Annotated in this window: 22 protein-coding genes; 13 read left to right on the plus strand and 9 right to left on the minus strand. The window is 68.9% G+C overall.

All coding sequences use genetic code 11. The features are described 5' to 3' along the window. The first annotated feature begins 1 nt into the window (after position 1). Complete coding sequence (ilvA, locus tag KV203_RS07185; RefSeq protein WP_066473299.1) at positions 2–1,309, plus strand: threonine ammonia-lyase IlvA; 1,308 nt, start codon at positions 2–4, stop codon at positions 1,307–1,309. On the opposite strand, the gene treZ is transcribed toward ilvA, so the two are convergent. Next, the gene (gene treZ, locus KV203_RS07190; RefSeq protein ID WP_066473195.1) at positions 1,291–3,027 is read right to left on the minus strand and encodes a malto-oligosyltrehalose trehalohydrolase; all 1,737 of its coding nucleotides are present in this window, start codon (positions 3,025–3,027) and stop codon (positions 1,291–1,293) included. The two genes, ilvA and treZ, sit on opposite strands and share 19 nt — an antisense overlap. A gap of 32 nt (positions 3,028–3,059) precedes the next feature. Next, positions 3,060–5,018: a putative bifunctional diguanylate cyclase/phosphodiesterase gene (locus KV203_RS07195; protein WP_066473197.1), complete on the minus strand. Its 1,959-nt coding sequence runs from the start codon at positions 5,016–5,018 to the stop codon at positions 3,060–3,062. Positions 5,019–5,259: 241 nt separating this feature from the next. On the opposite strand from KV203_RS07195, the gene KV203_RS07200 reads away from it, so the two are divergent. The 4 genes from KV203_RS07200 (at position 5,260) to KV203_RS07215 (ending at position 9,434) form a co-directional block, all read left to right on the plus strand. After that, positions 5,260–6,213 carry a sugar ABC transporter substrate-binding protein gene (locus KV203_RS07200; RefSeq protein ID WP_066473199.1) on the plus strand — a complete coding sequence of 318 codons (954 nt, stop codon included), beginning with the start codon at positions 5,260–5,262 and terminating at the stop codon, positions 6,211–6,213. A gap of 121 nt (positions 6,214–6,334) precedes the next feature. Beyond that, positions 6,335–7,354 (plus strand): AurF N-oxygenase family protein, encoded by a 1,020-nt coding sequence (locus KV203_RS07205; protein WP_066473301.1) that lies wholly within the window; start codon positions 6,335–6,337, stop codon positions 7,352–7,354. Positions 7,355–7,361: 7 nt separating this feature from the next. Beyond that, positions 7,362–9,026, plus strand: coding sequence for an FAD-dependent oxidoreductase (locus KV203_RS07210; RefSeq protein ID WP_066473201.1), 1,665 nt, complete (start codon positions 7,362–7,364; stop codon positions 9,024–9,026). Between the two features lie 132 nt (positions 9,027–9,158). Next, complete coding sequence (locus KV203_RS07215; protein ID WP_066473304.1) at positions 9,159–9,434, plus strand: hypothetical protein; 276 nt, start codon at positions 9,159–9,161, stop codon at positions 9,432–9,434. Here the strand turns inward: KV203_RS07215 and treY are convergent. Further along, positions 9,408–11,762: a malto-oligosyltrehalose synthase gene (gene treY, locus KV203_RS07220; RefSeq protein ID WP_066473203.1), complete on the minus strand. Its 2,355-nt coding sequence runs from the start codon at positions 11,760–11,762 to the stop codon at positions 9,408–9,410. The two genes, KV203_RS07215 and treY, sit on opposite strands and share 27 nt — an antisense overlap. 1 nt (position 11,763) lies before the next feature. Further along, positions 11,764–13,884, minus strand: a complete 2,121-nt coding sequence (gene glgX, locus KV203_RS07225) for a glycogen debranching protein GlgX (protein ID WP_066473205.1) — start codon at positions 13,882–13,884, stop codon at positions 11,764–11,766. A gap of 175 nt (positions 13,885–14,059) precedes the next feature. On the opposite strand from glgX, the gene KV203_RS07230 reads away from it, so the two are divergent. The 4 genes from KV203_RS07230 to bioD all read left to right on the plus strand — a co-directional run bounded on the left by KV203_RS07230 (position 14,060) and on the right by bioD (position 17,768). Further along, entirely contained in the window at positions 14,060–15,325 is a 1,266-nt protein-coding gene (locus KV203_RS07230) for an adenosylmethionine--8-amino-7-oxononanoate transaminase (protein ID WP_066473212.1), read from the plus strand. A gap of 118 nt (positions 15,326–15,443) precedes the next feature. Continuing rightward, positions 15,444–15,902 (plus strand): hypothetical protein, encoded by a 459-nt coding sequence (locus KV203_RS07235; RefSeq protein ID WP_066473213.1) that lies wholly within the window; start codon positions 15,444–15,446, stop codon positions 15,900–15,902. A gap of 52 nt (positions 15,903–15,954) precedes the next feature. Further along, positions 15,955–17,100 (plus strand): 8-amino-7-oxononanoate synthase, encoded by a 1,146-nt coding sequence (locus KV203_RS07240; protein WP_066473214.1) that lies wholly within the window; start codon positions 15,955–15,957, stop codon positions 17,098–17,100. Next, positions 17,097–17,768 carry a dethiobiotin synthase gene (gene bioD / locus KV203_RS07245; protein WP_066473215.1) on the plus strand — a complete coding sequence of 224 codons (672 nt, stop codon included), beginning with the start codon at positions 17,097–17,099 and terminating at the stop codon, positions 17,766–17,768. The genes KV203_RS07240 and bioD overlap by 4 nt, the downstream gene beginning before the upstream one ends. Positions 17,769–17,787: 19 nt before the next feature. Here the strand turns inward: bioD and KV203_RS07250 are convergent, their stop codons facing one another. The 4 genes from KV203_RS07250 to KV203_RS07265 form a co-directional block, all read right to left on the minus strand. After that, positions 17,788–18,117, minus strand: a complete 330-nt coding sequence (locus KV203_RS07250) for a hypothetical protein (RefSeq protein ID WP_066473216.1) — start codon at positions 18,115–18,117, stop codon at positions 17,788–17,790. A 206-nt stretch (positions 18,118–18,323) separates the two neighbouring features. Beyond that, entirely contained in the window at positions 18,324–19,838 is a 1,515-nt protein-coding gene (locus KV203_RS07255; protein ID WP_066473218.1) for a TerD family protein, read from the minus strand. After that, on the minus strand, positions 19,835–20,458 hold the full coding sequence (gene thpR, locus KV203_RS07260; RefSeq protein WP_217996005.1) for an RNA 2',3'-cyclic phosphodiesterase: 624 nt from the start codon (positions 20,456–20,458) through the stop codon (positions 19,835–19,837). The genes KV203_RS07255 and thpR overlap by 4 nt, the downstream gene beginning before the upstream one ends. 3 nt (positions 20,459–20,461) lie before the next feature. Next, the gene (locus tag KV203_RS07265) at positions 20,462–21,076 is read right to left on the minus strand and encodes a TetR family transcriptional regulator (RefSeq protein ID WP_066473221.1); all 615 of its coding nucleotides are present in this window, start codon (positions 21,074–21,076) and stop codon (positions 20,462–20,464) included. Positions 21,077–21,124: 48 nt separating this feature from the next. On the opposite strand from KV203_RS07265, the gene bioB reads away from it, so the two are divergent. From bioB to KV203_RS07285, 4 genes are all read left to right on the plus strand, one after another. Then, positions 21,125–22,138: a biotin synthase BioB gene (gene bioB / locus KV203_RS07270; protein WP_066473223.1), complete on the plus strand. Its 1,014-nt coding sequence runs from the start codon at positions 21,125–21,127 to the stop codon at positions 22,136–22,138. Positions 22,139–22,148: 10 nt separating this feature from the next. Next, the gene (gene bsaP, locus KV203_RS07275; protein ID WP_066473226.1) at positions 22,149–22,337 is read left to right on the plus strand and encodes a biotin synthase auxiliary protein BsaP; all 189 of its coding nucleotides are present in this window, start codon (positions 22,149–22,151) and stop codon (positions 22,335–22,337) included. Then, the gene (locus KV203_RS07280) at positions 22,334–22,912 is read left to right on the plus strand and encodes a DUF2567 domain-containing protein (RefSeq protein WP_066473229.1); all 579 of its coding nucleotides are present in this window, start codon (positions 22,334–22,336) and stop codon (positions 22,910–22,912) included. Before bsaP ends, KV203_RS07280 begins: the two co-directional genes overlap by 4 nt. A 71-nt stretch (positions 22,913–22,983) precedes the next feature. Further along, complete coding sequence (locus KV203_RS07285; protein WP_083530234.1) at positions 22,984–24,369, plus strand: HNH endonuclease signature motif containing protein; 1,386 nt, start codon at positions 22,984–22,986, stop codon at positions 24,367–24,369. Positions 24,370–24,465: 96 nt separating this feature from the next. Here the strand turns inward: KV203_RS07285 and KV203_RS07290 are convergent, their stop codons facing one another. Then, positions 24,466–25,167, minus strand: coding sequence for an NUDIX hydrolase (locus KV203_RS07290; RefSeq protein ID WP_066473233.1), 702 nt, complete (start codon positions 25,165–25,167; stop codon positions 24,466–24,468). Positions 25,168–25,208 lie beyond the last annotated feature (41 nt).

Raw genomic sequence — 25,208 nt, forward strand, 5'->3', positions numbered from 1 at the left:
CATGATCGAGGTGTCCACTGCACCGAAACCGCTGCTCTGCGCCGCCGACGTCGACGCGGCGGCGACGCGAATCGCCGATGTGGTCCAGCCCACTCCGTTACACATCAGCGACCGGTTGTCCGCGCTCACCGGCGCCGAGGTCTACCTCAAACGGGAGGACCTCCAGGTGGTTCGCAGCTACAAGATTCGCGGTGCGTACAACCTGATGGTGCAGTTGTCCGCGGCCGAGCGCGCGGGCGGGGTGGTCGCAGCGAGCGCCGGAAATCACGCTCAGGGAGTAGCTTTCGCCTGCGCCGGGATGCAGATCCGCGGCCGGATCTACGTCCCGGCCAGTACCCCCAAACAGAAGCGGGACCGGATTCGGGTGCACGGTCGGGACCTGGTCGAGGTGATCGCGGTCGGCGACACCTATGATGCGGCCGCGGCCGCGGCGGCGGCAGATGTGGCGCGGACCGGGGCGACGATGGTGCCGCCGTTCGACGATCCGCGTACTGCCGCCGGCCAGGGCACGGTTGCGGCAGAGTTGCTGAACCAGTTGGACGCGCCGCCGGACCTGGTGGTGATCCCGGTCGGCGGCGGCGGTTGCCTCGCCGGCATGGCAACGTATCTGCGCGAGCGTTCGCCGCAGACGGCGATCGTCGGCGCGGAACCGGCCGGGGCCGCGTCGTTGACGGCGGCGCTGATCGATCGGGGCCCGGTCACGCTCGCCGAGATCGATCGGTTCGTCGACGGTGCCGCAGTGCGCCGGATCGGTGACCTGCCCTATGCGGTGGCCGCCGGTTTGGGTGCGCGCCCGGTCGCCCGGGCGACCCCGATCGCGGGCGGGTTCGACGTCGTGCATGTCGACGAGGGTGCGATCTGCACCGCGATCCTCGAGCTCTACCAGAACGAGGGGATCATCGCCGAGCCCGCAGGAGCGCTGTCGGTGGCGGCATTGCCGAACATCGCGGTGCCGGCCGGTGCGCGGGTGGTGTGCCTGGTCTCCGGCGGCAACAACGACGTATCCCGGTACGGCGAGATTCTGGAGCGATCCCTCGTCCATCAGGGACTCAAACATTATTTCCTGGTCGACTTCCCACAGGAGCCGGGCGCATTACGTCGTTTCCTGGACGAGGTACTCGGCCCGGACGACGACATCGCCCTGTTCGAGTACGTCAAGCGGAACAATCGCGAGACCGGCGCTGCGTTGGTCGGTATCGAGATCAGTACCGCGGCGAGCCTGTCCGGCCTGCTCGATCGGATGAGCCGGTCGCGGCTACGCACCGAGCGACTCGAACCGGGGTCACCGGCCTACCGGTACCTCACCTGATCGGCGGTATCCAGCACGGCGAAGCAGTGCCCGGCGAGCACCGTGCCCGAGTCGGTGTCGGTCGGCGGCTGCCAGGCGAGCAGCACCGTCCCGGAGGTCGGGATGCAGACCGGGTCTGCAGCCAGATTGCCCAGCACGCGCAGCGGGCCCCGATGCACCACGATCCAGCCTGCCTGCTCGTCGTAGTCGACTCCGACATCGGTCAGCCAGGGATCGCTCAACTCGGCACGGTCGCGGCGCAGCCGGATCAGGTCCCGGTAGCAGGCGAGCAGCCGGGCGTGCCAACCCGTGTTCGGCTCGGCCCAGTCCAGCTTGCTGCGGAGGAAGGTTGCCGGGTCCTGTGGGTCGGGCACGTCCGCGGTGGCCCAGCCGTGTGCGGCGAACTCGCGCCGACGCCCGTCGGCGGTGGCCCGGGCCAGCTCGGGTTCCGGATGTGCGGTGAAGAACTGGAACGGTGTGCCCGCACCCCACTCCTCGCCCATGAACAGCATCGGGGTGTACGGCGAGGTCAGCACCAGCGCCGCGCGCAGCGCGAGCTGCCCCGGGGTGAGGTAGTGCGACGGCCGGTCGCCGATCGCGCGATTGCCCACCTGGTCGTGGGTGCAGGTGTAGCCGATCAACGAGCTGCCCGGAATGCGCTCGGTGTCCAGTTTCCGGCCGTGCCGCCGGCCGCGAAAGCTGGACCAGGTGCCGGCATGGAAGAACCCTTGCTGCAACGTGGTCGCCAGGCAGTGCAGCGATCCGAAGTCGGCGTAATAGCCCTGGCGTTCGCCGGAGACGGCGGCGTGCACGGCGTGATGCAGGTCGTCGTTCCACTGTGCGGTCAGACCGAAGCCGCCCGCGCTGCGGTCGGTGATCAGTCGGGGGTCGTTCAGGTCGCTCTCCGCGATCAGTGCGAGCGGACGGCGCAGGTGCGCGGACAGCCGAGCGGTCGCCACCGCCAGTTCCTCGAGCAGGTGTACCGCGGTGTGGTCGACGAGGGCGTGCACCGCGTCCAGCCGCAGCCCGTCCAGGTGGAACTCGTCGAACCAGCGCAGTGCGTTGTCGACGATGTATCGACGCACCTCGGTCGAGTCCGCGCCGGCGAGGTTGAGCGTGGCACCCCAGGTGTTGCGGCCGTCGGTGAGGTAGGGGCCGAATCGGTCGAGGTAGTTGCCGGAGGGGCCGAGATGGTTGTAGACGACGTCGAGCAACACTGCCAGTCCGCGCGCGTGACAGGCGTCGACGAAGCGGACCAGGCCGTCCGGACCGCCGTAACCTTCGTGCACCGCGTACCAGAGCACGCCGTCGTAGCCCCAGTTGTGGGTGCCGTTGAAGGCATTCACCGGCATCAGTTCGACGAACGTGACGCCGAGACCGACCAGGTGATCCAGCCGGTCGATCGCGGCATCGAAGGTGCCGGCGGGGGTGAAGGTGCCGATATGCAGCTCGTAGAGCAGCCCGCCGGCCAGTTGGCGTCCGGTCCAGCCGCGGTCGGTCCAGCCGGCCGGATCGACGGTGTGTCGTTGCGAACGGCCGTGCACCCCGTCCGGCTGCCGGGGCGAGCGGGGGTCCGGCAACAAGGTCCCGTCGACGAGGAAGCCGTAGCGGGCGTCGGGCGCGGTGGGCACGTCGGCGCGCCACCAGCCGTCGTCGTGCCGCTGCATCGGATGTACAGCACCGGCGACATCGAGCCGGACCCGGTCCGGGATCGGTGCCCAAACCTCGAAGACGGTCATCGCGCCAGCATGCCGGAATCGGCGGCGGCGGTTCAGCCCGGCGCGCTGGGCACCGCGGTGCGGCGCTTGCTGTCCACGTACCGGGCCAACCAGGTGGCGAGCTGGTCGCGGTCCAGCGGCGGCGAGATGTAGTAGCCCTGGGCTTCGTCGCAGCCGAGTTCGGTGAGCGCGATCATCGTCGCCGAGTCCTCGATCCCCTCGGCCACCACCCGCAACCCGACCGTGTGGCCGAGCTGGATCGTCGCCGCCACGATCGCCGCGCCGTTGCGGGTGATCGCCGCTTCGGTGAACTCGCGATCGATCTTCAGTTCGTCGAGCGGCAGCACCATCAGCCGCGACATCGACGAGTACCCGGTGCCGAAGTCGTCGATCGAGGTCAGGACGCCGGCGGTGCGCAGCCGGGCCATGACCGCAGCGGCGCGATCGGTGTCCTGGATGACGTCGCCCTCGGTGACCTCGAGGCTGAGTACACCGGGCGGGCAGGAGAACTCGCGCAGGAACACCGTCACCCGGTCCACCAGGTCGTCCACCAGCATGGAGCCGGGGATGTTCACCGCGATCGGACAGTGGTATCCGGCCGAGCGCCAGGCTTCGCACTGGGCCAGCGCGCTGCGCAGCACCCATTCGTTCAACGGCCAGATCACGTCGGCATGCTCGGCCACCGGCAGGAATTCCGACGGCGGGAGCAGCCCCCGCTGCGGATGCTGCCAGCGCACCAGCACCTCGACCCCGACGAACTCGCCGGTGCCGAGCCGGACCTTCGGCTGGTAGCGGAGCACCAGTTCGTTCCGCGGGATCGCCCGGCGCAGCTCGCTGAGCAGGGTCATCCGGCCGGACAGGCTTTCCCCGTCACCCGGTCGGTAGCAGGCGACGCCGAGCTTCTCGCGTTTGGCCGTGTACATGGCGATATCGGCGTACCGCATCACCAGGTCGGCCGTGTCACCGTGGTCGGGGAACACGGCGGCGCCGATGCTGGCCTCCACCGGAACCTCCATCCCCTCCAGATCGGCCGGCCGGTTCAGCGCTTCCCGAATCCGGGCCGCGGAGGTCATCGCCTGATCGGCGTTTTCGGTCGAGGGGAGCAAGACCGCGAACTCGTCGCCGCCGAGCCGCGCTACCAGGTCGTTCGAGCCGACCGCCCCGAGCAGCCGGTGGGCCACCTCCCGCAGCAGCAGATCGCCGTGGTGGTGGCCGAGGGTGTCGTTCACCTCTTTGAACCGGTCCAGATCCAGCATCAGCAGTGCGCCCGGGCTGGTCGATTCGATCGCGTCCTCCAGCTTTTCCAGCAGCCTGGTCCGGTTGGCGGTACCGGTGAGTCCGTCGTGCCGGGCGCGGTGCCGGTCGCGGACTGCTTGCCGTTCGATCCGCCGCTGGTAGTTCACCAGAATCAGCCCGGACAAGGCCAGCAAGGCGAGATCGATCGCAACCAAGCCGGTTTCGGCGTTGCGCAGCCGTGCGTTGCGTTGCACTGCACGGTCGATCAGTTCGGTGAGGTCGTAGTGCTTGCGGCTGGCGTTGGACACCGCCTGTTTGCGGACCGACGACGCGCCGAGGCCGGCCTCGGCGGCCTTCAGCCGGACCTGGTTGTCGTCGCCGGCCGCGCCGGCGGCGAGCAACTGTCGGACCGACTTGGTGTAGCTGGCGTAGGCGCCGGCGACGATGTCGGCCTCGGCCCGGTCCCGGTCGTTACCGTTGCGGCGGAGCCAGTCGAGGTCGTCGCCCGCCGAATCGACCGCCGAGCGGAGCGGTTGCAGGCTGATCGACCGATTCGCGATCAGGTAGTCGGTGAGCGCTTCGTACTCGGTGTTGACGTGCAATATCACGTGGGTCCAGTGGTTTCCGATCGAATCCATCCGCCGGACGGCGTCGCTGGTCTGCGAGGTGGTGCGGGTGGCCCACAAGGCAACGGCGGCGAGCAACGCCAAGCCGACGGTCAGTCCCACGATGGCCAGCCGGGCGACGACACGCGACTGCAGTATTCGGCCGAACACAGCGTCCTCCGCTTCGCCAGATGTCCAGGAAACTCCGGGCAACTACCGTGTGCGCATTCTTGACAACTCTCGCCATGGCTACCAGAAGTCCGGATCGTGTCCGCATTACCATGCAGATGTGCATCGTACAGGCGTGCAACCACGGATCTCGCGACGTTCGATATTGCTCGGCGGAGCCGCCATGGTCGCTGCAGCGTGCGCAAAACCGGAGCTGAAACGGAATCGTGGCAATTCTGTGGCAATGCTGATTCCCAATCGGCAGCTCACCATCAGCCGCGAGTTGGCGGCCGGTTACGAGGCGGGAGCCGGTCAGGTACCCGGGATCTCCCCGTTTGTCGACGGCCCGGATTCCGCGGACGCTACCCGCGCGGTCGAGATCTTCAATCGACTCGCTCGAACCTCACCTGCCGGCGTGTCGTTCTTCAATCTTTATTCGGAATTGTTCGAGGAGCTACCCGATGCGGCTGCGGCCGGAGTGCCGTTGATCGCGGTAGCCAACCCGGTCTCCGATACCAATGTGGTCACACTGTTCGTCGGCAACGACAATTACGACATCGGCCGAGTGCTGGCGCGGACGGTGCTCGACCAGCTCGGCCCGTGGACCCGGACCGGCAAGGTCGTGCTCGGTACCCCGGTCCCCGGGGCCTCGGTGTTCGACCTGCGGGTCAGTGGCATCCGCCGGGAGATCGCCGCGTTGCGGCCGGATATGACGGTGCTCGGTCCGTTCGATTCCAAATCCGACCCGCTGGCGAACCGGGCAGCGTGGTCGGTGCTGGTCGAGGCGCACCGGGATGCCGTCGCGTTCATCGGTGCCGGCGACGTCGATTCGTTCACCCTGGGGCAGTTGCGGCTGGAGCGAGACGGGATGTGGCGGGCCGGGGCGTTCAGCCTGGACCCACGCATACTCGACTGGATCGCCGCGGGCGATCTGGTCACCGTCTCGCCCGAACATTTCCTGCAAGGGGCGATCGCCGGCCAGTTGCAGGCCGAGTGCGCGGCGGGCCACCGAGATCTGCCGCGCGGCTGGGTCTATGTTCCGGGACGGGTCGTCACCAGCGAGAACGTCGCCGCGATCCGAGCCCGCCAGGAGTCGGACCGGGACTTGCGGGTGAACTTGCTGCCACAGTCGAGCGCGATCGTGGCGGACCTCGACGCACACCTACGACCACTCGACTCGATCCGGTCGAGTCGCTGACCCGTTCGCCGGCCGACAGTCGTCGGCAGGTTTTAGTGTTACTGTCATACACAGAAAGGTGTTGCCGAGCGACGCCGATCGAGACCCGGGACATAGGCGTCCCGTGGCTGGAGAGGACACGATGACCATGCTGGACGAGGCGGGGTCGGTTGCCGGGTCGGTCGACGCCGGCACCGGCGAGACCTACGAAGAACTGCTTGCCCGATTGGTCGAGGGGTCGCGGCACCGCAGCTTCGATCCCTACCGGGATATCGATTGGGACGCACCCGAATTCCAGGTCCGCCCGAACGATCCACGGTGGATCCTGCCCGACGCCGACCCGCTGGGCCGACACCCGTGGTACCGGGCACTGCCGCAGGACCGGCAGATCGCGATCGGCATGTACCGGCAGGCGAACGTCGCGAAGGTGGGGCTGCTGTTCGAGCAGGTGCTGATCCGCGGCTTCATGACGTACCTGTCGACCCTGCCGAACGGCTCGCCGGAGTTCGGTTACGCCACGCACGAGGTCATCGAGGAGTGCAACCACACCCTGATGTTCCAGGAGTTGGTGAACCGCAGCGGAGTCGACGTGCCCGGCTTCGGTCCGGTCATGCGTCGGCTTGCGCCACTGCTCGGGGTTGCCGCCTGGCCGATGCCGTCGGTCTTCTTCATGGGCGTGCTGGGGGGAGAGGAGCCGATCGATCACATCCAGAAGACCTACCTGCGCTCGGACACCACCGATTACCACCCGATCATCAAGAACGTCATGCGGATCCACGTGGCCGAAGAAGCGCGGCACATCTCGTTCGCGCACGAGTTCCTGCGCCGGCACGTGCCGGAGAACGGCCCGGTCGGCCGGTTCCTGCTCTCGTTGGCCTACCCGGTGATCATGCGGGTGCTGTGCGATGTGATCGTGATTCCGCCGCGGGAGTTCTTCACCGAGTTCGACATTCCGGACTCGGTTCGTAAGGAGCTGTTCTGGAACTCGCCCGATTCCCGCGCCACCCTGGCCGGCTACTTCGCCGACGTCCGGATGCTCGGCGCCGAGCTGGGTCTGATGAATCCGGTGGCCGAGCTGCTCTGGCGGGGGCTGCGGATCGCCGGCCGGCCGGCCCGGTTCCGCAGCGAACCCGAGCGCACGCCGCTCGTGCTGGCGAGCTGAGTACGTCGTGCCACACGTTGTCACCCAGTCGTGTTGCAGCGACGCCTCGTGCGTGTACGCCTGCCCGGTCAACTGTATCCATCCGACGCCGGACGAGCCGGGCTTCGCGACCGCCGAAATGCTGTACGTGGATCCGGCAACCTGCGTCGACTGCGGCGCGTGCATCACCGCCTGCCCGGTGGGCGCGATCGTGCCGCACGCTCGACTCCGGCCGGATCAGCAGAACTACCTGGAGCTGAACGCCGATTTCTACGCGAGCGGCGCCGGCCCCGGGCCGAGCGAGCGCCCGTTACTCGCACCGATGATCACCTCGACCGCGGCGGTGCGACCCGACCTGGGGCCGCTGCGGGTGGCGGTCGTGGGCTCCGGTCCGGCCGGGATGTATGCCGCCGACGAAGTGTTGCGCCAGACCGGTGCGCAGGTCGACGTGTTCGACCGGCTGCCGATGCCGTACGGACTGGTCCGCTCCGGCGTCGCGCCGGATCACCCGCAGACCAAGCAGGTCACCGACCTGTTCGAGCTGATCGCCCGGGAGCCGGGTTTCGAGTTCTTTCTCAACGTCGAGGTGGGTCGCGATCTGGACCACGCCGAGCTGCTACCGCACTACCACGCCGTGGTCTACGCGGTCGGTGCGGCCGCCGACCGGCGGCTCGACGTTCCGGGCGCAGATCTGCCCGGCGTCGGATCGGCGACCGAGTTCGTCGGCTGGTACAACGGCCACCCCGATCATCAGCACCATCGGTTCGACCTGTCCGGAAACCGGGCGGTGATCGTCGGCAACGGCAACGTGGCGCTCGACGTGGCCCGCATTCTGCTCGCCGACCGAGATCGGCTGGCCGGTACCGATATCACCCGCGCCGCCCTGGCCGCGCTGCGTGCCGGCACCATCGGTGAGGTCGTGTTGCTCGGCCGGCGTGGTCCGGCGGACTCCGCCTTCACCGTGCCGGAACTGGCCGGGCTGATCGCCTGCCCGGATTTCGACGTGGTGGTGGACCGGTCCGGCGGGCCGGCCCCGGACCCGGCAGCGCCCGAGCTGTCCTTCGCGGCCCGGCACAAGCTCGCGCTGTTGGCCGGCCTACCCGACCTCGCCGACGCGGTACCCGATCGCAAGCGGGTGGTCCTGCGGTACGGGCGGACGACCCGAGCGATCCACGGACCGGGGTATGTCGACGAGATCGAGACCGAACCCACACCGGGCACCGACGGCCGGGTCGAGAAGATAGCCACAAGATTGCTACTGACCTCGATCGGCTATCACGGCCGGCCGGTTCCGGGCCTGCCGTTCGACCCGGCACGCGGCATCGTGCCGAACCGGGCGGGCCGGGTCGAGGGGACTGCCGGCGCCTACGTCACCGGCTGGATCAAGCGCGGCCCGTCGGGGTTCGTCGGGACGAACAAGAGCTGTGCCCACGAAACCCTGCAGACGCTGGTCGCCGACTTCAACGCCGGCCGATTGGCCAGGCCAGCGCAGTCGGCGGCGCAGTTGAGCCGGCTGGTCGCGGCGCGCCGGCCGGATCGTCTGGACAGTGCCGGGTGGGCTCGACTGGACGCGGCCGAGCGGCAGCGCGGCCGCGAGCTGGGCTGTATCCGAGACAAGATCACCGAGGTCGATCAGGCGGTGCAGATCGCCGCGGCGCAGTCCCGGAAAGGGCTACTCGGTTTCGTTCGCTGAGCGGGCGCGGGAGCGCCGGTGTGCGGGTACGGTAGCCGGGTCGGGAAGTCTCGGATGGAGTTCTGCACGTACGTCATGACCGAAACAGCACACACCGCAGCCGATCGTCGACCGCCGGCCGATCGATCACCGATGTCGGTTCACGAACCGATTCGGTACCTGAACCGAACCCAGTTCGCCGAGCGACTCGGCGTCGTGCCCGGGGCGTTGAGCCGCTACAAGTTGCCCGAACCCGACGTGATCGTCGGGCCGATCGACGAAGCCGGCGGAGTGTCCCGCGGCGGGGTCCGCGGCTGGACCGTCGAGACGGTCGAGCACTACATCGCCAACCGACCGGGCCGCGGCTCGCGCACCGACCTTCGGTCCCGATTCGTGGCTCGGTCAGCGGACGAGCAGTGCCACCGGTAATCCGGCCAGCAGCTCGCCGGCCGGTACGGTGCCGGAGAAGCGACGGCCGCTGATCCGGTCGATCCAGGTCGCGTCCGGCAGCGTGAGCGCGGTGTCGGCCCAGCCACCGTCGGCCAGTCCGACGGTGTGCCGGGCCGCCACCGCCACCACGTCCGGTTCCGCGCCGGGCTGCCCGCGGCCGAACGCGACAACGCGGTGCGCATGCCGCCCGGTCGCGTGCAGCGGCCGGTAGGTACCCCCGACGAAGCTGGCCGGTCGGTCCCGGCGCAACCACAGGGCGTGCGCGGTGATCCACAGTTTCGCGGCGCCGGTGCCGTCCAGCGCGGGTGTCTCGTCCAGGGTGTGCAGCAGCCGGATCCGCGCGGCGAAGTCGACCGGGCGCCGGTTGTCCGGGTCGACCAGCGAGTCGTCCCAGAGCTCGGTGCCCTGGTACACGTCCGGAATTCCGGGTCCGGCCAGCTGCAGCAGCTTCTGGGCGAGTGCGTCGGACCAGCCGTGCGGCGCGATCTCGTCGACCAGCTCACCGATCGCCGCGCCGACCGGACCGTCCACGACGGCGTCGATCCATTCCTGCAACGACCACTCGAAGTCGTTGTCCACCCGCTCCCACGAGGTTCGTGCCCCCGACTCGCGAGCTGCCTTCTCCGCGTAGGCATGCAGTCGCTCGCGCAGGTCGGTGTCCGGGGCACCGCCGACCGGCCACACCCCGACCATGTTCTGCAACAGGAACAGTCCCATTCCGGGATCCGGGCAGGGGGTGCCCAGGTGCCAGGCGAGCACCAGCGCCGACCACCGTTCGGCGATCTGCGACAGCACCCCGATCCGGGCCCGGACATCTTCGCTGCGCTTGGTGTCGTGCGTGCCGAGCGTGGTCATGCTCGCCGGCCAGTACCGCGCGCGGACCGCGTTGGCCTGGTGGAAGTCGTTGAGCGAGCGGCCGAATCGACCCGGATCGCCGCCGACTTCCTGCAACGACACCAGTCGTGCCGCACGGTAGTAGACGCTGTCCTCGACGGCCTTCGCCGTCACCGCACCGCACACCTGGTTGAACCGGACGGCGGCCACCCCACCGCCGGCGAGCGCCTCGATCACCACGCCGAGCGGGTCGGCGAGCCCGGGATTGTCGGCGGTGAGATCAGCGATCACGGCGCCGAGCAGCTCGGTCAGCGGGGCGTAGTCGACCCGGTACACCGGGATTGCGGCGAGCAGCTCGACGACCGCTGCGGCCAGCGTCGGCCGGTCGATCGGGGTCGTCGATTCGAGCTCGATCGCGGTCACCAGACGGCGTACGTCGGGACCGAGGATGGTCTGCGCGACCACCCGTTTGGCCCGCTGCTCTGCCTCGTGGAACCAGCCGGCATCGCCGGAGCCACCGACGAGGTGGTGCGACAGTTCGGAGAGCGCCGGTTCGCCCGCCGGATCGATCAGCACACCGCCGTAGTCGGCGAGTGCGTCGTAGCCGGTGGTGCCGTCGATCGGCAGGGTGCGGTCCAGCGGTTCCCGGGCGCCGAGCACCTTCTCGATCACCAACAGCCGGGGTCCGATCAGCTCGCGCAGCCGCCGCAGGTAACCGGCCGGGTCGGCGAGACCGTCCGGGTGGTCGACTCGCACCCCGTCGATCAGGTCGTGGGTGCACCATGCGGCGAGCTCACTGTGGGTCGCGGCGAAGACGACCGGGTTCTCCTGTCGGATCCCGGCCAGCTCGTTCACCGCGAAGAACCGGCGGTAGGTGGCCACCCCGGATTCCCCGTTGACCAGCCGGTAATGCTGCCGATCGTGGATTCGCAGCGGATGGTCGTTGTCGGTTCCGTCGGCGATCGGGAAGCGCAGCTCGCCGAAGGCCAGCATCGGTTCGTCGCCGCTGCGGTCCACGGTCATCGCGCCCGGGTCGGTGTCGTTGCGCAGCACCGGAAGTGCGATCCGGCCGCCGGAGCCGTTGTCCGGGCTCCAGTCGATGTCGAAGTAGCCGGCGTACTCGGAGTCCCGGCCGTACTTGAGTACGTGCCACCACCAGCGGTTCTGCCGCGGGTCGGCCACCCCGACGTGATTCGGCACGATGTCGACCACCAGGCCCATGTCGCGACTACGTAGCTCGTCGGCGAGCGCCCGGAGCGCCGTTCGTCCACCCAGGTCCGGGTTCACCGTGGTCGGGTCGGTGATGTCGTAGCCGTGCGTCGAGCCGCGGGTCGAGGTGAGCACAGGCGACAGGTAGACGTGGGTTACCCCCAGCTGGTGCAGGTACTCGACCGTCCTGCGGGCGTCGGCCAGGGTGAACCGATCACCGCGCAGCTGCAATCGATACGTGCTGCGGACCGGCAGGATCGCCATCTCAGCTCGCCTGGAGCACGACGAGTGAGCGGGCGGCCACCGAGATCGGATCGCCGGGTGCGCGTGCCGGGTCGTCTCGGCCGTGGGGCGCCGCGGTGTCCAGCGCTACCGCCCAGCGATCGCCGTAGTCCGGTCCGGGCACGGTGAAGTCCAGGTCGGTGTCGTGCGCGTTGAACAACAACAGGAACGAGCTGTCACGTACCCGCTCACCCCGACTGTCCGGCTCCCGGATGCCCTCCCCGTTGAGGAATACGGTCAGCGACTTGCCGAATCCGCTGTCCCAGTCCTCGATCGTCATCTCGTGTCCGGCCGGGGTGAGCCAGGCGATATCGCTGGCCTGCTGCGGGGATCGGGTCGGCTTGCCGTCGAAGAACCGGCGGCGCCGGAACACCGGATGCTCGGTCCGCAACGCGATCACCTTCCGGGTGAAATCCAGCAGGTCGGCGTTCTCCTCGGCCATGTCCCAATCGATCCAGGACAGCGGCGAATCCTGGCAGTAGACGTTGTTGTTGCCGAATTGGGTGCGGCCCAGTTCGTCACCGTGCGCCAGCATCGGCGTGCCCTGCGACAGGAACAACGTGGCCAAGATGTTGCGGCTCTGCCGGGCACGCAGCTCCAGAATCGCGGGATCGTCGGTCGGCCCTTCCACCCCACAATTCCACGAGCGGTTGTGGCTCTCCCCGTCGCGGTTGTCCTCGCCGTTGGCGAGGTTGTGCTTCTCGTTGTACGACACCAGGTCGCGCAAGGTGAACCCGTCGTGGGCGATGACGAAGTTGATGCTGGCGCCGGGGCGCCGGCCGGTGGGGGCGTAGAGGTCGCTCGACCCGGTGAACCGGGACGCGAACTCGCCCAAGGTCGCCGGCTCACCCCGCCAGTAGTCGCGCACGGTGTCGCGGTACTTGCCGTTCCATTCGGTCCACAGCGGCGGAAAGTTGCCTACCTGGTAGCCGCCCTCGCCGACATCCCACGGCTCGGCGATCAACTTCACCTGGCTGACCACCGGATCCTGCTGGACCAGGTCGAAGAAGGCGGACAGTCGATCCACGTCGTGCAGTTCGCGGGCCAGGGTCGATGCCAGGTCGAACCGGAAGCCGTCGACGTGCATCTCCAGGATCCAGTACCGCAGCGAATCCATGATCAGCTGCAGCGTGTGTGGATGCCGGACGTTGAGGCTGTTGCCGGTGCCGGTGTAATCCATGTAGTGCTCGGGGTCGCCGTCGACCAGCCGGTAGTAGGCGCTGTTGTCGATCCCGCGGAAGCCGATGGTCGGACCCAGGTGGTTGCCCTCGGCGGTGTGGTTGTACACCACATCGAGGATCACTTCGATCCCGGCGGCGTGGAAGGCACGAACCATCGCCTTGAACTCGGAGACCGCGCCGGGTGCCTTCTTGGTCGCGGCGTACGCGTGGTGGGGGGCCAGGAAGCCGAAGGTGTTGTAGCCCCAGTAGTTGCGCAGGCCTTGATCGAGCAGCCGCTGGTCCTGCAGGAACTGATGGACCGGCATCAGTTCGATCGCCGTCACCCCGAGCCGATGCAGATGGTCGATGACCACCGGATGGGCCAGGCCGGCATAGGTGCCGCGCAGTCCCGGGGGGATACCGGGGTGGGTTTGGGTCATCCCTTTGACGTGTGCTTCGTAGATCACCGTCCGGTGATACGGAGTGCGTGGGTGCCGGTCGTGCGCCCAGTCGAAGTAAGGGTTGATCACCACCGAGGTCATGGTGTGCCCGAGCGAGTCGCGACCGTAGGTGGTCAGCGACTCGTGGCCGTCGAAATCACCGTCGAACGCTTTCCCGTACGGGTCGACCAGCAGTTTGCTCGGGTCGCAGCGCAGACCTCGGGTCGGCTCGAAAGGCCCGTGCACCCGGAAGCCGTAGCGCTGGCCGGGGGCGATGGTAGGCAGGTAGGCGTGCCAGACGAATCCGTCGACTTCGTCCAGCGGAACCCGGGTTTCGCGACCGTCCCGCGCGAGTAAACAGAGCTCGACCTGCTCGGCGACCTCGGAGAAGACCGAGAATTGGGTACCCGCACCGTCGTAGCTGGCGCCGAGCGGATAGGCCTCCCCGGGCCACACGGCCGGGGGCAGCAGCGGCGGCGCGGACGACAGCTCGGGCTGGGACATAACGCTCAACCCTAGCGAAGGCGGCCGGAATTGCTCGGCGAGCAAAGTGCCCGGCAGCTGCGGTAACGGCATGCTAGCTTGACCGCGCCTCCCGGCGGCGTAGCGGGCCGGAAGGCGGGAAAAACCCGGAAGGTCCGCAACGTGCCGGACCGACCACGGAAGGACGGTAGGCAACCTGACCCCGGACGAGGTCGCGGCGGTCGACGCCGCCCATATCTGGCATCCCTACGGCGGTTTCCCGCCGAGCACCGCACCGTTGATCGTCACCGCAGCGCGCGGTACCCGGCTGCAGTTGGCCGACGGCCGCGAGCTGGTGGACGGGATGAGCTCCTGGTGGGCGGCGATCCACGGCTATCGGCACCCGGTGCTGGACGCGGCACTGACCGAGCAGGCGCAGCGGATGAGTCATGTGATGTTCGGCGGATTGACCCACGAGCCGGCCGCGCGGCTGACCCGGGCGTTGCTCGAGGTCGTTCCGCCCGGGCTGGACCGGGTTTTCCTGTGCGACTCCGGATCGGTCTCGGTCGAGGTCGCGGCGAAGATGTGCCTGCAGTACTGGCGGGTGCAGGACCGACCGGCCAAACACCGGCTGCTCACCTGGCGTGGCGGATATCACGGTGACACGTTCACCCCGATGAGCGTGTGCGACCCGGCCGGCGGCATGCACGCGTTGTGGACCGGAGTGCTGCCCGAGCAGGTATTCGTACCGCCGCCGCCGGTCGGCTACGACGAGAGCTATGTCACGGTGTTGGCCGATGCGGTATCCGCGCACGCCGACGAGCTGGCCGCGGTGATCGTCGAGCCGGTGGTGCAGGGGGCCGGCGGCATGCGGTGGCACCACCCCGGTTATCTGGCCGATCTGCGCCGGTTGTGCGACGCACACGAGGTGCTGTTGGTGTTCGACGAGATCGCCACCGGGTTCGGCCGCACCGGAACCATGTTCGCCGCCGAGCAGGCCGGGGTGGTGCCGGACGTGATGTGTATCGGCAAGGCCCTGACCGGTGGCTATCTGACGCTGGCCGCGGCGCTCTGTACGGCGCGGATCGCCGAGGTGATCAGTGCCGGGCACGGTGGCCTGATGCACGGACCGACGTTCATGGCCAATCCGCTCGCGTGCGCGGTGGCGGTGGCCTCGATCGAGCTGCTCCGCAGCCGGGACTGGCCCGCCGAGGTCGCCGCACTCGAACGCGGCCTTCGTGCGGGGCTCGCGCCGGCTCGCGGACGGCCCGGAGTCGCCGACGTCCGGGTGCTCGGCGGGATCGGGGTGATCGAACTCGATCATCCGGTCGATGTCGCGGCGGCGACCGCGGCGGCTGTCGCCGGCGGGGTCTGGTTGCGTCCGTTCGGTCGCCTGATCTACACCATGCCGCCATACGTGAGCAGCACCGACGACGTCACCCGGATCGCGGCCGCGGTGGTGGCGGCGGCGGCCGTCGGGTGAGCGTGATGCACCCGATCGAGCCACTGCGCTGTAGTCGGTGCCCGACGGTCGGCGCCGCGTGGCAGACTGACGCTCGACATGATGTCGGCCACTACACCGGTCGGGGAGGTGCGAGGAAATGCATGAAGCGGTGACGCGAATCGCTGCGGCGGCGACATTGCTGTGGTTGGGCATGGTGCTGGGGATCTCGTTCCTCGAAGCGCCGTTGAAGTTCCGCGCCCCGGGCGTGGACCTGCGGGTGGGGCTGTCCGTCGGCCGGGTGGTGTTCCGGGCCCTGAACCTCGTCGAGCTCGGTTGGCTGATCGTCATCGCGCTCTGCCTGTTGGCGGACACGGGTATAGCGAACGCACCTGCGCTGCCGCTCGCGATCTGGATCGCTGCGGCGGTCGTCGCGGTGATCTTGCTGGTCCAGCTGGAGGTTGTCCGTCCGCAGTTGAACCGGCGCACCGACGAGTTCTTGGCCGGGATCGCCGGCATCGAGGAGACCCGCTCGCAGGAGCACCGTCGCTACATCGTGCTCGAAGTGCTGAAGGTGATCGCGCTGGCAGTGCTGGCTGGGCTGTTGCTGACCGTGTGAACGGCGGGCTGAACTCGAACGGTGTTCAAGTCGCCGCGTATGCTGGCCTCTCGTGGATCGGGACGCGAGTACGGCACTGGACTGGTTGGCCGACTGGGGCCGGGAGCGGGCGGCTGCCGGACTGCAGCGGGAACTGACCCCGCGCGCTGCGGGGGATCCGGCGATCGATCTCGCTTCGAACGACTATCTGGGGCTGACCCGGCATCCGGCGGTGCTCGACGGGGCAATCGCGGCGTTGCGCCGCTGGGGTGCCGGGTCGACCGGCTCCCGACTGGTCACCGGAACCACGGCCGAGCACGAACTGCTGGAGGTCGAGCTCGCCGAGTTCACCGGCGCCGAATCCGGGCTGGTGTTCGCCTCGGGTTACGCGGCGAACCTGGCGGTGCTGACCACGCTGGCCGGGCCGGACACGCTGATCGTTTCGGATGCCGCCAGTCACGCCTCGTTGGTGGACGGTTGCCGGTTGGCCCGCGGCCGGGTCGCGGTCGTGCCCCACGCCGATGTCGATGCGGTGGCGGCGTTGTTGCGCGACCGGGCCGAGCCACGCGCCCTGGTGGTGACCGATTCCGTATTCAGCGCCGACGGTGACCTGGCCCCGCTCGCGGACCTGCATCGGGTGGTGCGGGCGAACCGAGCGGTGTTGGTCGTCGACGAAGCGCACGCGATCGGGGTGCGGGGCACCGGGGGGCGCGGACTGGTGCACGAGACCGGCCTGGCCGGTGAGCCGGATGTGGTGATCACGGCAACGCTGTCCAAGGCGCTGGCCGCCCAGGGCGGGGTCGTACTGGCCGCCGACCGGGTTCGAAACCACCTGGTGAACACCGCCCGCAGTTTCATCTTCGATACCGGCCTGGCTCCCGCCGCGGTCGGCGCGGCGCGGGCGGCGCTGCGCGTGTTGCGTGCCGAACCCGAGCGGGCCGGTGCGGTGCTGGATCGCGCCGGAGACCTCGCGCGGCTCGCCGGTGTCGCGGCGCCACCGTCAGCGGTCGTGTCGGTGGTGCTGGGCGACCCGGAGCGGGCGGTGGCAGCGGCGGCGGCGTGCCGCGCCGCCGGGGTGAGCGTGGGGTGTTTCCGCCCGCCGTCGGTGCCGCCGGGCACCTCGCGATTGCGGCTGACCGCCCGGGCCAATCTGACCGCGGCCGAGCTCGACACGATCGAGCAGGTGCTCCGGACGGTCCTGGTGGAGGTGCCGGCATGAGGTTCATCTTCGTGACCGGCACGTCGACCGGTGTCGGTAAGACGGTGGTGACCGCTGCGCTCGCGGCTACTGCGAGATCGTCCGGTCGTGCGGTGGTGGTGTGCAAGCCCGCGCAGACCGGAGTTGCCGAAGGGGAGCCGGGGGATATCCACGAGGTCGAACGGCTGACCGGAGTCGGTGGGATCGAGCTGGCCCGATTCCCGGATCCGCTCGCCCCGGACACCGCGGCTCGTGTTGCCGGCTTGGCGCCGCTCGGTCTCTACGAGGCCGAGTGCGCGTTGCGTGGGCTGCCGGGCGACGTCGTGTTGGTCGAGGGAGCAGGCGGCCTGTTGGTCGGTCTCGGTGAGGACGGCTTCACCCTGCTCGATCTCGCGACCCGACTCGGCGGCGCGGTCGTGGTGGTCGCGGACGCCGGCCTGGGCACGCTGAACCACAGCGCACTCACCGTGCGGGAGCTGCAGGCATCCGGGGTGAGCTGCGCCGGATTGGTGATCGGATCGTGGCCACGCAAGCCGGACCTGGCGATGCTGTGCAACTTGGAGGACCTGCCCCGGGTTACCGGGGTACCGATCGTCGGCCGGGTGCCGGCGGGGGCCGGTTCGTTGCAGCGCGAGCGATTCGTCGCCGAGGCGCCCACCTGGTTCACCAGCGATTCCCTGTCGCGCTGACGAGCGGGCGCGACGATCCCTACCGGGTGGGGGGGACGAACCCCACGACCGGTGTGTTGGGCCCCTGGCCTTCCAACAGGTTGGCCAGCGCCGAGATCGCCGATCGTCGGCCCGGGTCGTCGGGCCGGACCAGCGCGGGCCGACGCCGTTCCTGGCCGCGGACGGTCGCGGTCAGCGCGGCTTCGGCCAGCGCCAGCATCCGGTCGCGATAGGCGGAATCGGCGAGACCGGTAGCGGTCCGGCGGAGTTGGTCGATCTCACCGATCATCCGGTCGGCCGCTGCGGGGGTGAGCGTGGCCGACCTCGCCTCGGCGAGCTGGGAGCGCAACCGTTGTTCCAAGTCATCCATCAGTGGTCACTCCCCGAGTTCCGCCGTACCAGGTGCAGTGACGTCGACATGTCCCGATGCACCGATCGCCCGATTCATCGGCAGTGTCCGACGTCAACTGCTCGATGTCCAGTGTGATGGTTTGCCGGGCGGAATTCACCTGTTAGCCGAAAATCGTCGGGGCGTCGCGCGGCGTGTCGCGCACAGCCGCAATTGCCGGTAGTTGCCTAGCGCGGCAGGCCGGCGGGGATCCGGTCGGCGGTGAAGGTCCACGTCGTCGATGTCCACGGGTCGTGCCACCGTGTGTCGCCCGTCGCCGGGATCATCCGGCAGCGGTCTGCGAGGGCCTGAGCGGCGGTATCGTCGGGCTCCGGCTCCGCGCCCACGAGCACCAGCGAGAGGCCGAGGGTGCCCCCGTGCCGGACGAGTGCGGCGATCGACGTCAGGTGGGCCGGCTGATAGCCGTAAGGGAAGTGGTTGAGCACCAGCAGCCGGACCGGCGGGGCAACGGTCGGCCGGTCGGCCCGATCCATGATGGCCAGCTCCAACATCGGGGCCAGCGATTCCAGGTAGTCGGTGATGCCGTTCGTCTCGGTCACGGTGATCCCACCGGTCTGCGGTAGCCGCCCCTCGATCGTCGTGCGCAGGCTGCCGCTGAGATCGACGAGGTCGACGATGCTGCCCGGGCGCGCGGCGAGGGTGCGCACGATCACCGCCGATGCAACCTCGGTGGTGTCCGTGACGTCCGGCCCGAGCAGCCACAGGCCTTGCGTCATCGGTACGCGCAGACACAGCGGGATGCGTAGCGAACCGCGCTCGGGCGCGGTGAGCACACCGATCCGGATACCGGCTGCCGGCCGCCGGTCCGGTACCGGACCGGTCCAGGTCGGCGCCGACCAGTCGGCCAGCCCGCGCGGCAGCGTGCGCTCGACCTCGCGCAGCTCCGCACCCAGCTGGGCACAGTCCTGGTCGTATCGCCGCCGCGCCTGCGAGACGAGTTCGTCGTGGCGGAGCTGGGCGGACTCGCGGGCGGCGACGGCCCGTGGTCCGATTCGGTCCGCCGGATCCGCGAGTGCGGCGGACAGCTCCTCGTCCAGCCGAGTCGCGGCGAAGTCCACCGATGTGAGGTAGGAGTAGGAGCTGCGGGCAGCGTCCTCCAGAATCAGTTCCAGCCGTTCGGGATCGGGCAGTTCGATCGTCGGTGTCGCGGTCGGATCCGACCCGGTCGCCGGGGTGGCCTCGACCGGGACACCGTGTTCGACCAGCGCGCCGGCGAGCCCGGCGGTATACCCCTGGCCGACCGCGCGTACCTTCCACCGGTCGTCGCGGCGGTACAGCTCCCAGCAGATCATCGCCGATTCACCTGATCGGCAGTCGATCGAGAAGACGGCGAGCTCGGTCCCGTCCGGGCCGCGCAGCGCCGTGTCGAGTCGACCGAAGGTGGTGCCGATGCCGGCACCCTCCGGGTCGAGGCTGGCCAGGCAGAGCGCGGCCGCGGCGTCCGGCCGGATCGCTGCCGGCGTGATGTCGATGCCGCCGGTGGTCAGCCGCACTCCTGGGGTGACCGGCCGGTTGTAGAACACGACGTCGGCCGGTGACTGTGCTTGCAGCTGAGCGTCGGTGATCAGGACCGAGAGATCGAGTGCGATATCGCAGGAGACGGTGAATGTCACGGTCGCGGCGGGCAGCGGAGCGTTCCGGCCTGCGGTGTAGCGGATCGTGCCCCCGGTATCGTCGGTCATTCAGGCAGCCTAGACCGGATGTCGGACAGGTTTTCGGATCGGTATCCGATCGGGCGGTCCGATCGCTCCGGTGGCGGCAGCGGAAAGCTTGCGGCAGTGACGTATCGAGGTCGTCGGCGCGGGCCTTCGCCGAGGTGCGATTCGATCAGTTCCACGGCCTCGACGTCCCAGGCCGGACTCCGATAGGTATCGAGAATGCGGTACCACTTCGTCGCTTCGATCGGTCGGCGTGGCCGTGCCACCGTGACGTGCGGCACGAACGCCCGGCCGTCCGGGGTGGCGCCGACCGAATTTGCCACCCGGCGTGCGGTTCCGGCAAGAACGGTCAGGGGTGCCGGGTCGTCGACGCCGAGCCAGAGCGCGGCCGCTCGCGCCGGGTTCGGGAATGCCCCGGCGCCGGTCAGGCGAATCCGGAATCGCTGCTGCCGGGCCAGCTTCGGGGCCAGCTCGGCGGCCAGGTCGTCGATCCGATAGTCCGGGACGGCGGCGAGAAAGGCCAGGGTGAGATGCCACTGGGCGCTGTCGATCCAGGTGATCCCGGTCCGCGGAGCGAGGAATTCGGCCAGGTCCTCGACCACCTCGGCCGGCGGGACGACGGCGACGAACATGCGTTGCGGCACGCGTCAGCCGTTCCGTGCCGGCGCGTCGACTCGCGCACCGGTCGTCGGCTCGGCGACCGAGATCAGCCCGCCGACGAACAACCGCAGGCCGAACTCGAAACGTGCCGTCGCATCGGGGGTGTCGAACAGTGGCGAGACGCCGTCCGGGAGCGCGCCGACCGAGTCGAGCTGCATCCCGGCCTGCTCGTCGACGGTGTGCCCGAGCACGTAGTAGAGCAGCGTGAGCCCGCCGAGCTCGGCCTCGTGGTGCCGGAGCCCGAACCCGAGGACCGCTTCGATCAGGCGCTCTCGGGCCAGGCCCGCGGTGTGCCGGGACGCGTAGCTGGCCGACACCAGTTCGGCGCCGTCGCGGTGGGCCAGGAGCGCATCGCGCAGCCGGTGGGCGAGCTCGCTTACCTGTTCGGTCGCACCGGTTGCGGCCGCCGGCTCCGCCATCCGGGCCGAGATCCGATCGGCCAGCGCGCCGAGCAGCGCCTGCTTGTTGGGAAAATGCCAGTACAGCGCGCCGGGTGCGACATGCAACGAGGTGGCGAGGCGGCGCATGGTGAGATCGGCCAGGCCGAAGGTATCGAGGATCGTCAATGCTCCGTCGAGCACGTCGTCCTTGTGTAGCTGCACGTACGCTACTCTATCTTGAACGCCGTTCAAGTTTGGGAGGACCGCTCGATGACCCAGGCAATCGTGACGACCGACATCCTGGCCGTCGCCCGCGCGCAGGTGCTCGATCGGGGCGAAGGGCTCTCGGGCGAGCAGACGCTTGCGGTGCTGCGACTGGGCGACGACCGGTTGGCGGAGCTGCTGGCGCTCGCCCACGAGGTACGGATGCGTTGGTGTGGGCCCGAGGTCGAGGTCGAGGGGATCATCAGCCTGAAGACCGGCGGTTGCCCGGAAGACTGTCATTTCTGTTCGCAGTCCGGCCTTTTCGCCTCGCCGGTGCGCGCCGCCTGGCTGGATGTCCCGAGCCTGGTCGAAGCAGCCAAGCAGACCGCGAAGACCGGCGCCACCGAGTTCTGCATCGTGGCCGCGGTGCGCGGCCCGGACGCGCGGTTGATGGCTCAGGTGGCGGCGGGTGTGGCGGCGATCCGGAACGAGGTGGACATCCAGGTCGCCTGTTCGCTCGGGATGTTGACCCAAGAGCAGGTGGATCAGCTCGCGGCGATGGGGGTGCATCGGTACAACCACAATCTGGAGACTGCGCGGTCGTACTTCCCGAACGTGGTAACCACACACACGTGGGACGAGCGGTGGAACACCCTCCGGATGGTCCGGGACGCGGGTATGGAGGTCTGTTGCGGCGGCATTCTGGGCATGGGTGAAACGCTGGAACAGCGCGCCGAGTTCGCGACCGATCTGGCCGCGCTGGATCCGGACGAAGTTCCGCTGAATTTCCTCAACCCGCGTCCGGGCACGCCGTTCGGTGATCTCGAGGTGCTCCCGGCGAGTGACGCGCTGCGAGCCGTCGCGGCGTTCCGGCTGGCGTTGCCGCGGACGATGCTGCGATTCGCCGGTGGCCGCGAGATCACCCTGGGCGATCTCGGCGCCCGCCAAGGCATCCTCGGCGGGATCAACGCGGTGATCGTCGGCAACTACCTGACCACATTGGGCCGAGCTGCCGAGCAGGACTTGGATCTGTTGAGCGAGCTGTCCATGCCGATCAAGGCGCTCAACGAGACGATCTAGAGTCGGGTCCGTGTCGTACAACCCGTTCACCGGCAAACCGGACGACGTGCTCCCGGCGGCGGCCGCCCTGGGTCTCGAGCCACCGCGTTACTGCGCCGAGTGCGGCCGCAAGATGGTGGTACAGGTCAGCCCGGACGGCTGGTGGGCGCGCTGTTCCCGGCACGGCACGATCGACTCCACGAGCGGCGAACGACGATGACACCCCCGATTCGGGCCGCAGCCCGGGTCTTTGCCGGATGTGTGCTGTTGAGCGTGCTGGGCGCCGTGGTCTGGGCGCTGTCGGCGCCGCCCGAACAGGTGCTGGTAGTGGGTCCGGATCGGGGACGGGTGCTCACCGGGGAAAGCGACCACTTGTTCGACGCCGTCGGTGTGTTCTGTTGTATCGCAGCGGTGGTGGCGGTGTGGTCGGCAGCGGCCGCCTGGCAGTGGCGCGCGATGCGGGGTCCGGCGCAGGTCGTCGGCGTGCTGATCGGGTCGGGTGTCGGCGCCTTCACCATGGCGGTGGTCGGTCAGTTCGCCGCCCGGCTGCGCTTCCCCCGCATCGACGACCCGGCGGTGGACACCGTGATATCGCACCCGCCGACGTTGGACACGACGATCCCGCTGCTGGTACAGCCGTTGATCGCCGGGATGGTCATGCTGATCTTCGCCTCGCTGAACACCCGTGATGATCTCGGTGTCGGCGATCTCGCGGTCACCACCCCGGCCGCCGCCGGGCAGGGTGACCGGGAGAAGCGGAGTGACCAGACGAAGCAGAGTGACCAGGAGAAATAGCCCTCGCCGTGCTCAGGTAGCTCGTGCAAGCGGGCCGGAAACCTGTCGGTGGGTCGTGATGCACTAGATATATGACCGCAGCCAGTGTTTTTACTCCCGGAACCGGGTTTGGTGCTGGTTCTGCGCGGATGGTGTTGGCGGGGTTGCGGGCGGCGCGGGCCGAGGCGGAGCGGGTCGCGGTGCAGCAGGCCGAGTTGACGGTCGAGTGGTGTCGCTGGCACGCCCCGGTGGGTGACACCGAGGTGGATCGGTTCGGGGTCGGGTGGGTCACTCCGGGCGGGCCCGGTTCGCCGGAGGTCGACGAATCCGCGGTTGCCGAGCTCGCTACCGCGTTGCGGTATTCCACCGATTCGGGAATGTCGTATGTCGGGGCGGTGCTCGAAGTTTGTTACCGGTTGCCCCGACTCTGGGAACGCGTCAGGGCCGGGCAGACACCATGGTGGCGGGCCCGGCGGATCGCCGATGCCACTATCGGCTTGTCGCCGGAAGCGGCCGCGTTCGTCGATGAGCGGCTCGCGGCGTACGCGGGGACGGTGTCGTGGGCGCAGCTGGATCGGTTGATCGACGAAGCCCGCATCCTCGCCGACCCCGAGGCTGCGGAGCAGGAATTGAATGCCGATACCCGGAAGGTGGAGATCGACACCCGCACCGTGAGTCTGACCGGCACGGTCCGGATCGAGGGCGAACTCGATCTGCTCGACGCCCGCGATCTCGATCACGCGTTGTCCGATATCGCCGAGGATCTCGCCGCCTGTGGCAGCACCGATTCGCTGGATGCGCGGCGCTCGACCGCGTTGGGTGAACTCGCCCGCCGGCAACCCGGATTGCCGTTCGACGCACCAGAACCCACACCGGCTGCGTTGGATCGCCGCGCCCCGCGTGATGTTCAGTTGCATGTACATATCAGCGCTGATCAGCTCACCGGTTCCGGTGGCCCCCTGGGCCGGGTCGACTCTTCGTCACCGACCCCGGCGAGTATCGAGGCGATCCGTGCTTGGTGTGGCAGCCCGGACGCGAAGGTGACGGTGCGTCCGGTGCTGGACCTGGCCGAACACGTCCAGACCGATGCGTATCAGATTCCGGACCGGCTCCGCGAACAGGTCGTGCAGACCAGCAGCACCTGCATCTTCCCCTACTGCAACCGCCCCGCCCGTGGCTGCGACCTCGACCACACCCACCCGCATGACCAGGGCGGACCCACCAGCAGCGACAACCTCGCCCCACTCTGCCGAAAACACCACCGGCTCAAAGGAAACCGCGGCTGGCACTACCAACGGCACACCCCCGGTGCTTATCTCTGGACCACCCCGGCCGGCGGGACCTATTTACGCGACGGCACCGGCACCACCGACCTCACCCCACCCGGCAAACCCCCACCCCGGCCACCGGATTCCCCGATGCTCCATCGAGCGGGTCGGCCGCCGCCCGCACCGGACGACGAAGCACCACCCTTCTGAATCAGCCCGACACCGGCACCCCACCCCACCCGGCGGGGCCACCGGCAGGTCCAGGAGCGGGCGGGGGAGTGGCACCTGTCGTCACCAGCGGCGGGATCAGCCGGGTGGGCGCAGCGCCGCGAACTCGTCGGTGACTCGCAGGCTGGAGTCGGTGAACCGGTACATGGTTGCCGGTCGGCCGCCGGTCGGCCCGGGTGGCGCGGTGTCGCCGGTGGGTGAAAGCACCTTGCGCCGGTTCAACACCCGTTGCAGATTTGTCGAATCTACGTCGTAACCCAGTGCGGCGCGATAGATCTCGCGTAGTTCGGACATGGTGAAAACGGGGGGTGCCAGGCCGAATGCGATGTTGGTGTACGACAGCTTTGCCGCCAGCCGCGCGCGTGCTTCGGCTACCAGCACGCCGTGATCGAAGGACGTGGGTGGGAGGGCGGCGACCGAGTGCCACGAGGTGTCGGTGGGTAGGCGCGGATCGGTCGTGGCGGGGACCAGTCCGAGGAACGCCGACGCGATTCGGCGCTCGCCCGGCACGCGATCCGGATCGCTGAACACCGACAGCTGTTCCAGATGTGATACCTCACAGACATCGACCTTCTCCGCCAGTTGCCGACGAGCCGACGTCTCGATGTCTTCGTCGTCGCAGACCCTCCCGCCGGGTAGCGCCCAGGTGCCACGCTCCGGGTCGAGCGCACGTTGCCAGAGCAGTACGGCCAGTTCCGGCCGGCCGGCGGAGGTGGTCCGCAGCTGTCGTACTTGAAACACGGCGGCCAAGGACTCGTGGACGGTGCTACGATAGGGCACGTTTTCGATTCTAAGTCGAAAACCACACCGAGTTCAACCGG

This window comes from Skermania piniformis, assembly GCF_019285775.1.
GTDB lineage: Bacteria > Actinomycetota > Actinomycetes > Mycobacteriales > Mycobacteriaceae > Skermania > Skermania pinensis.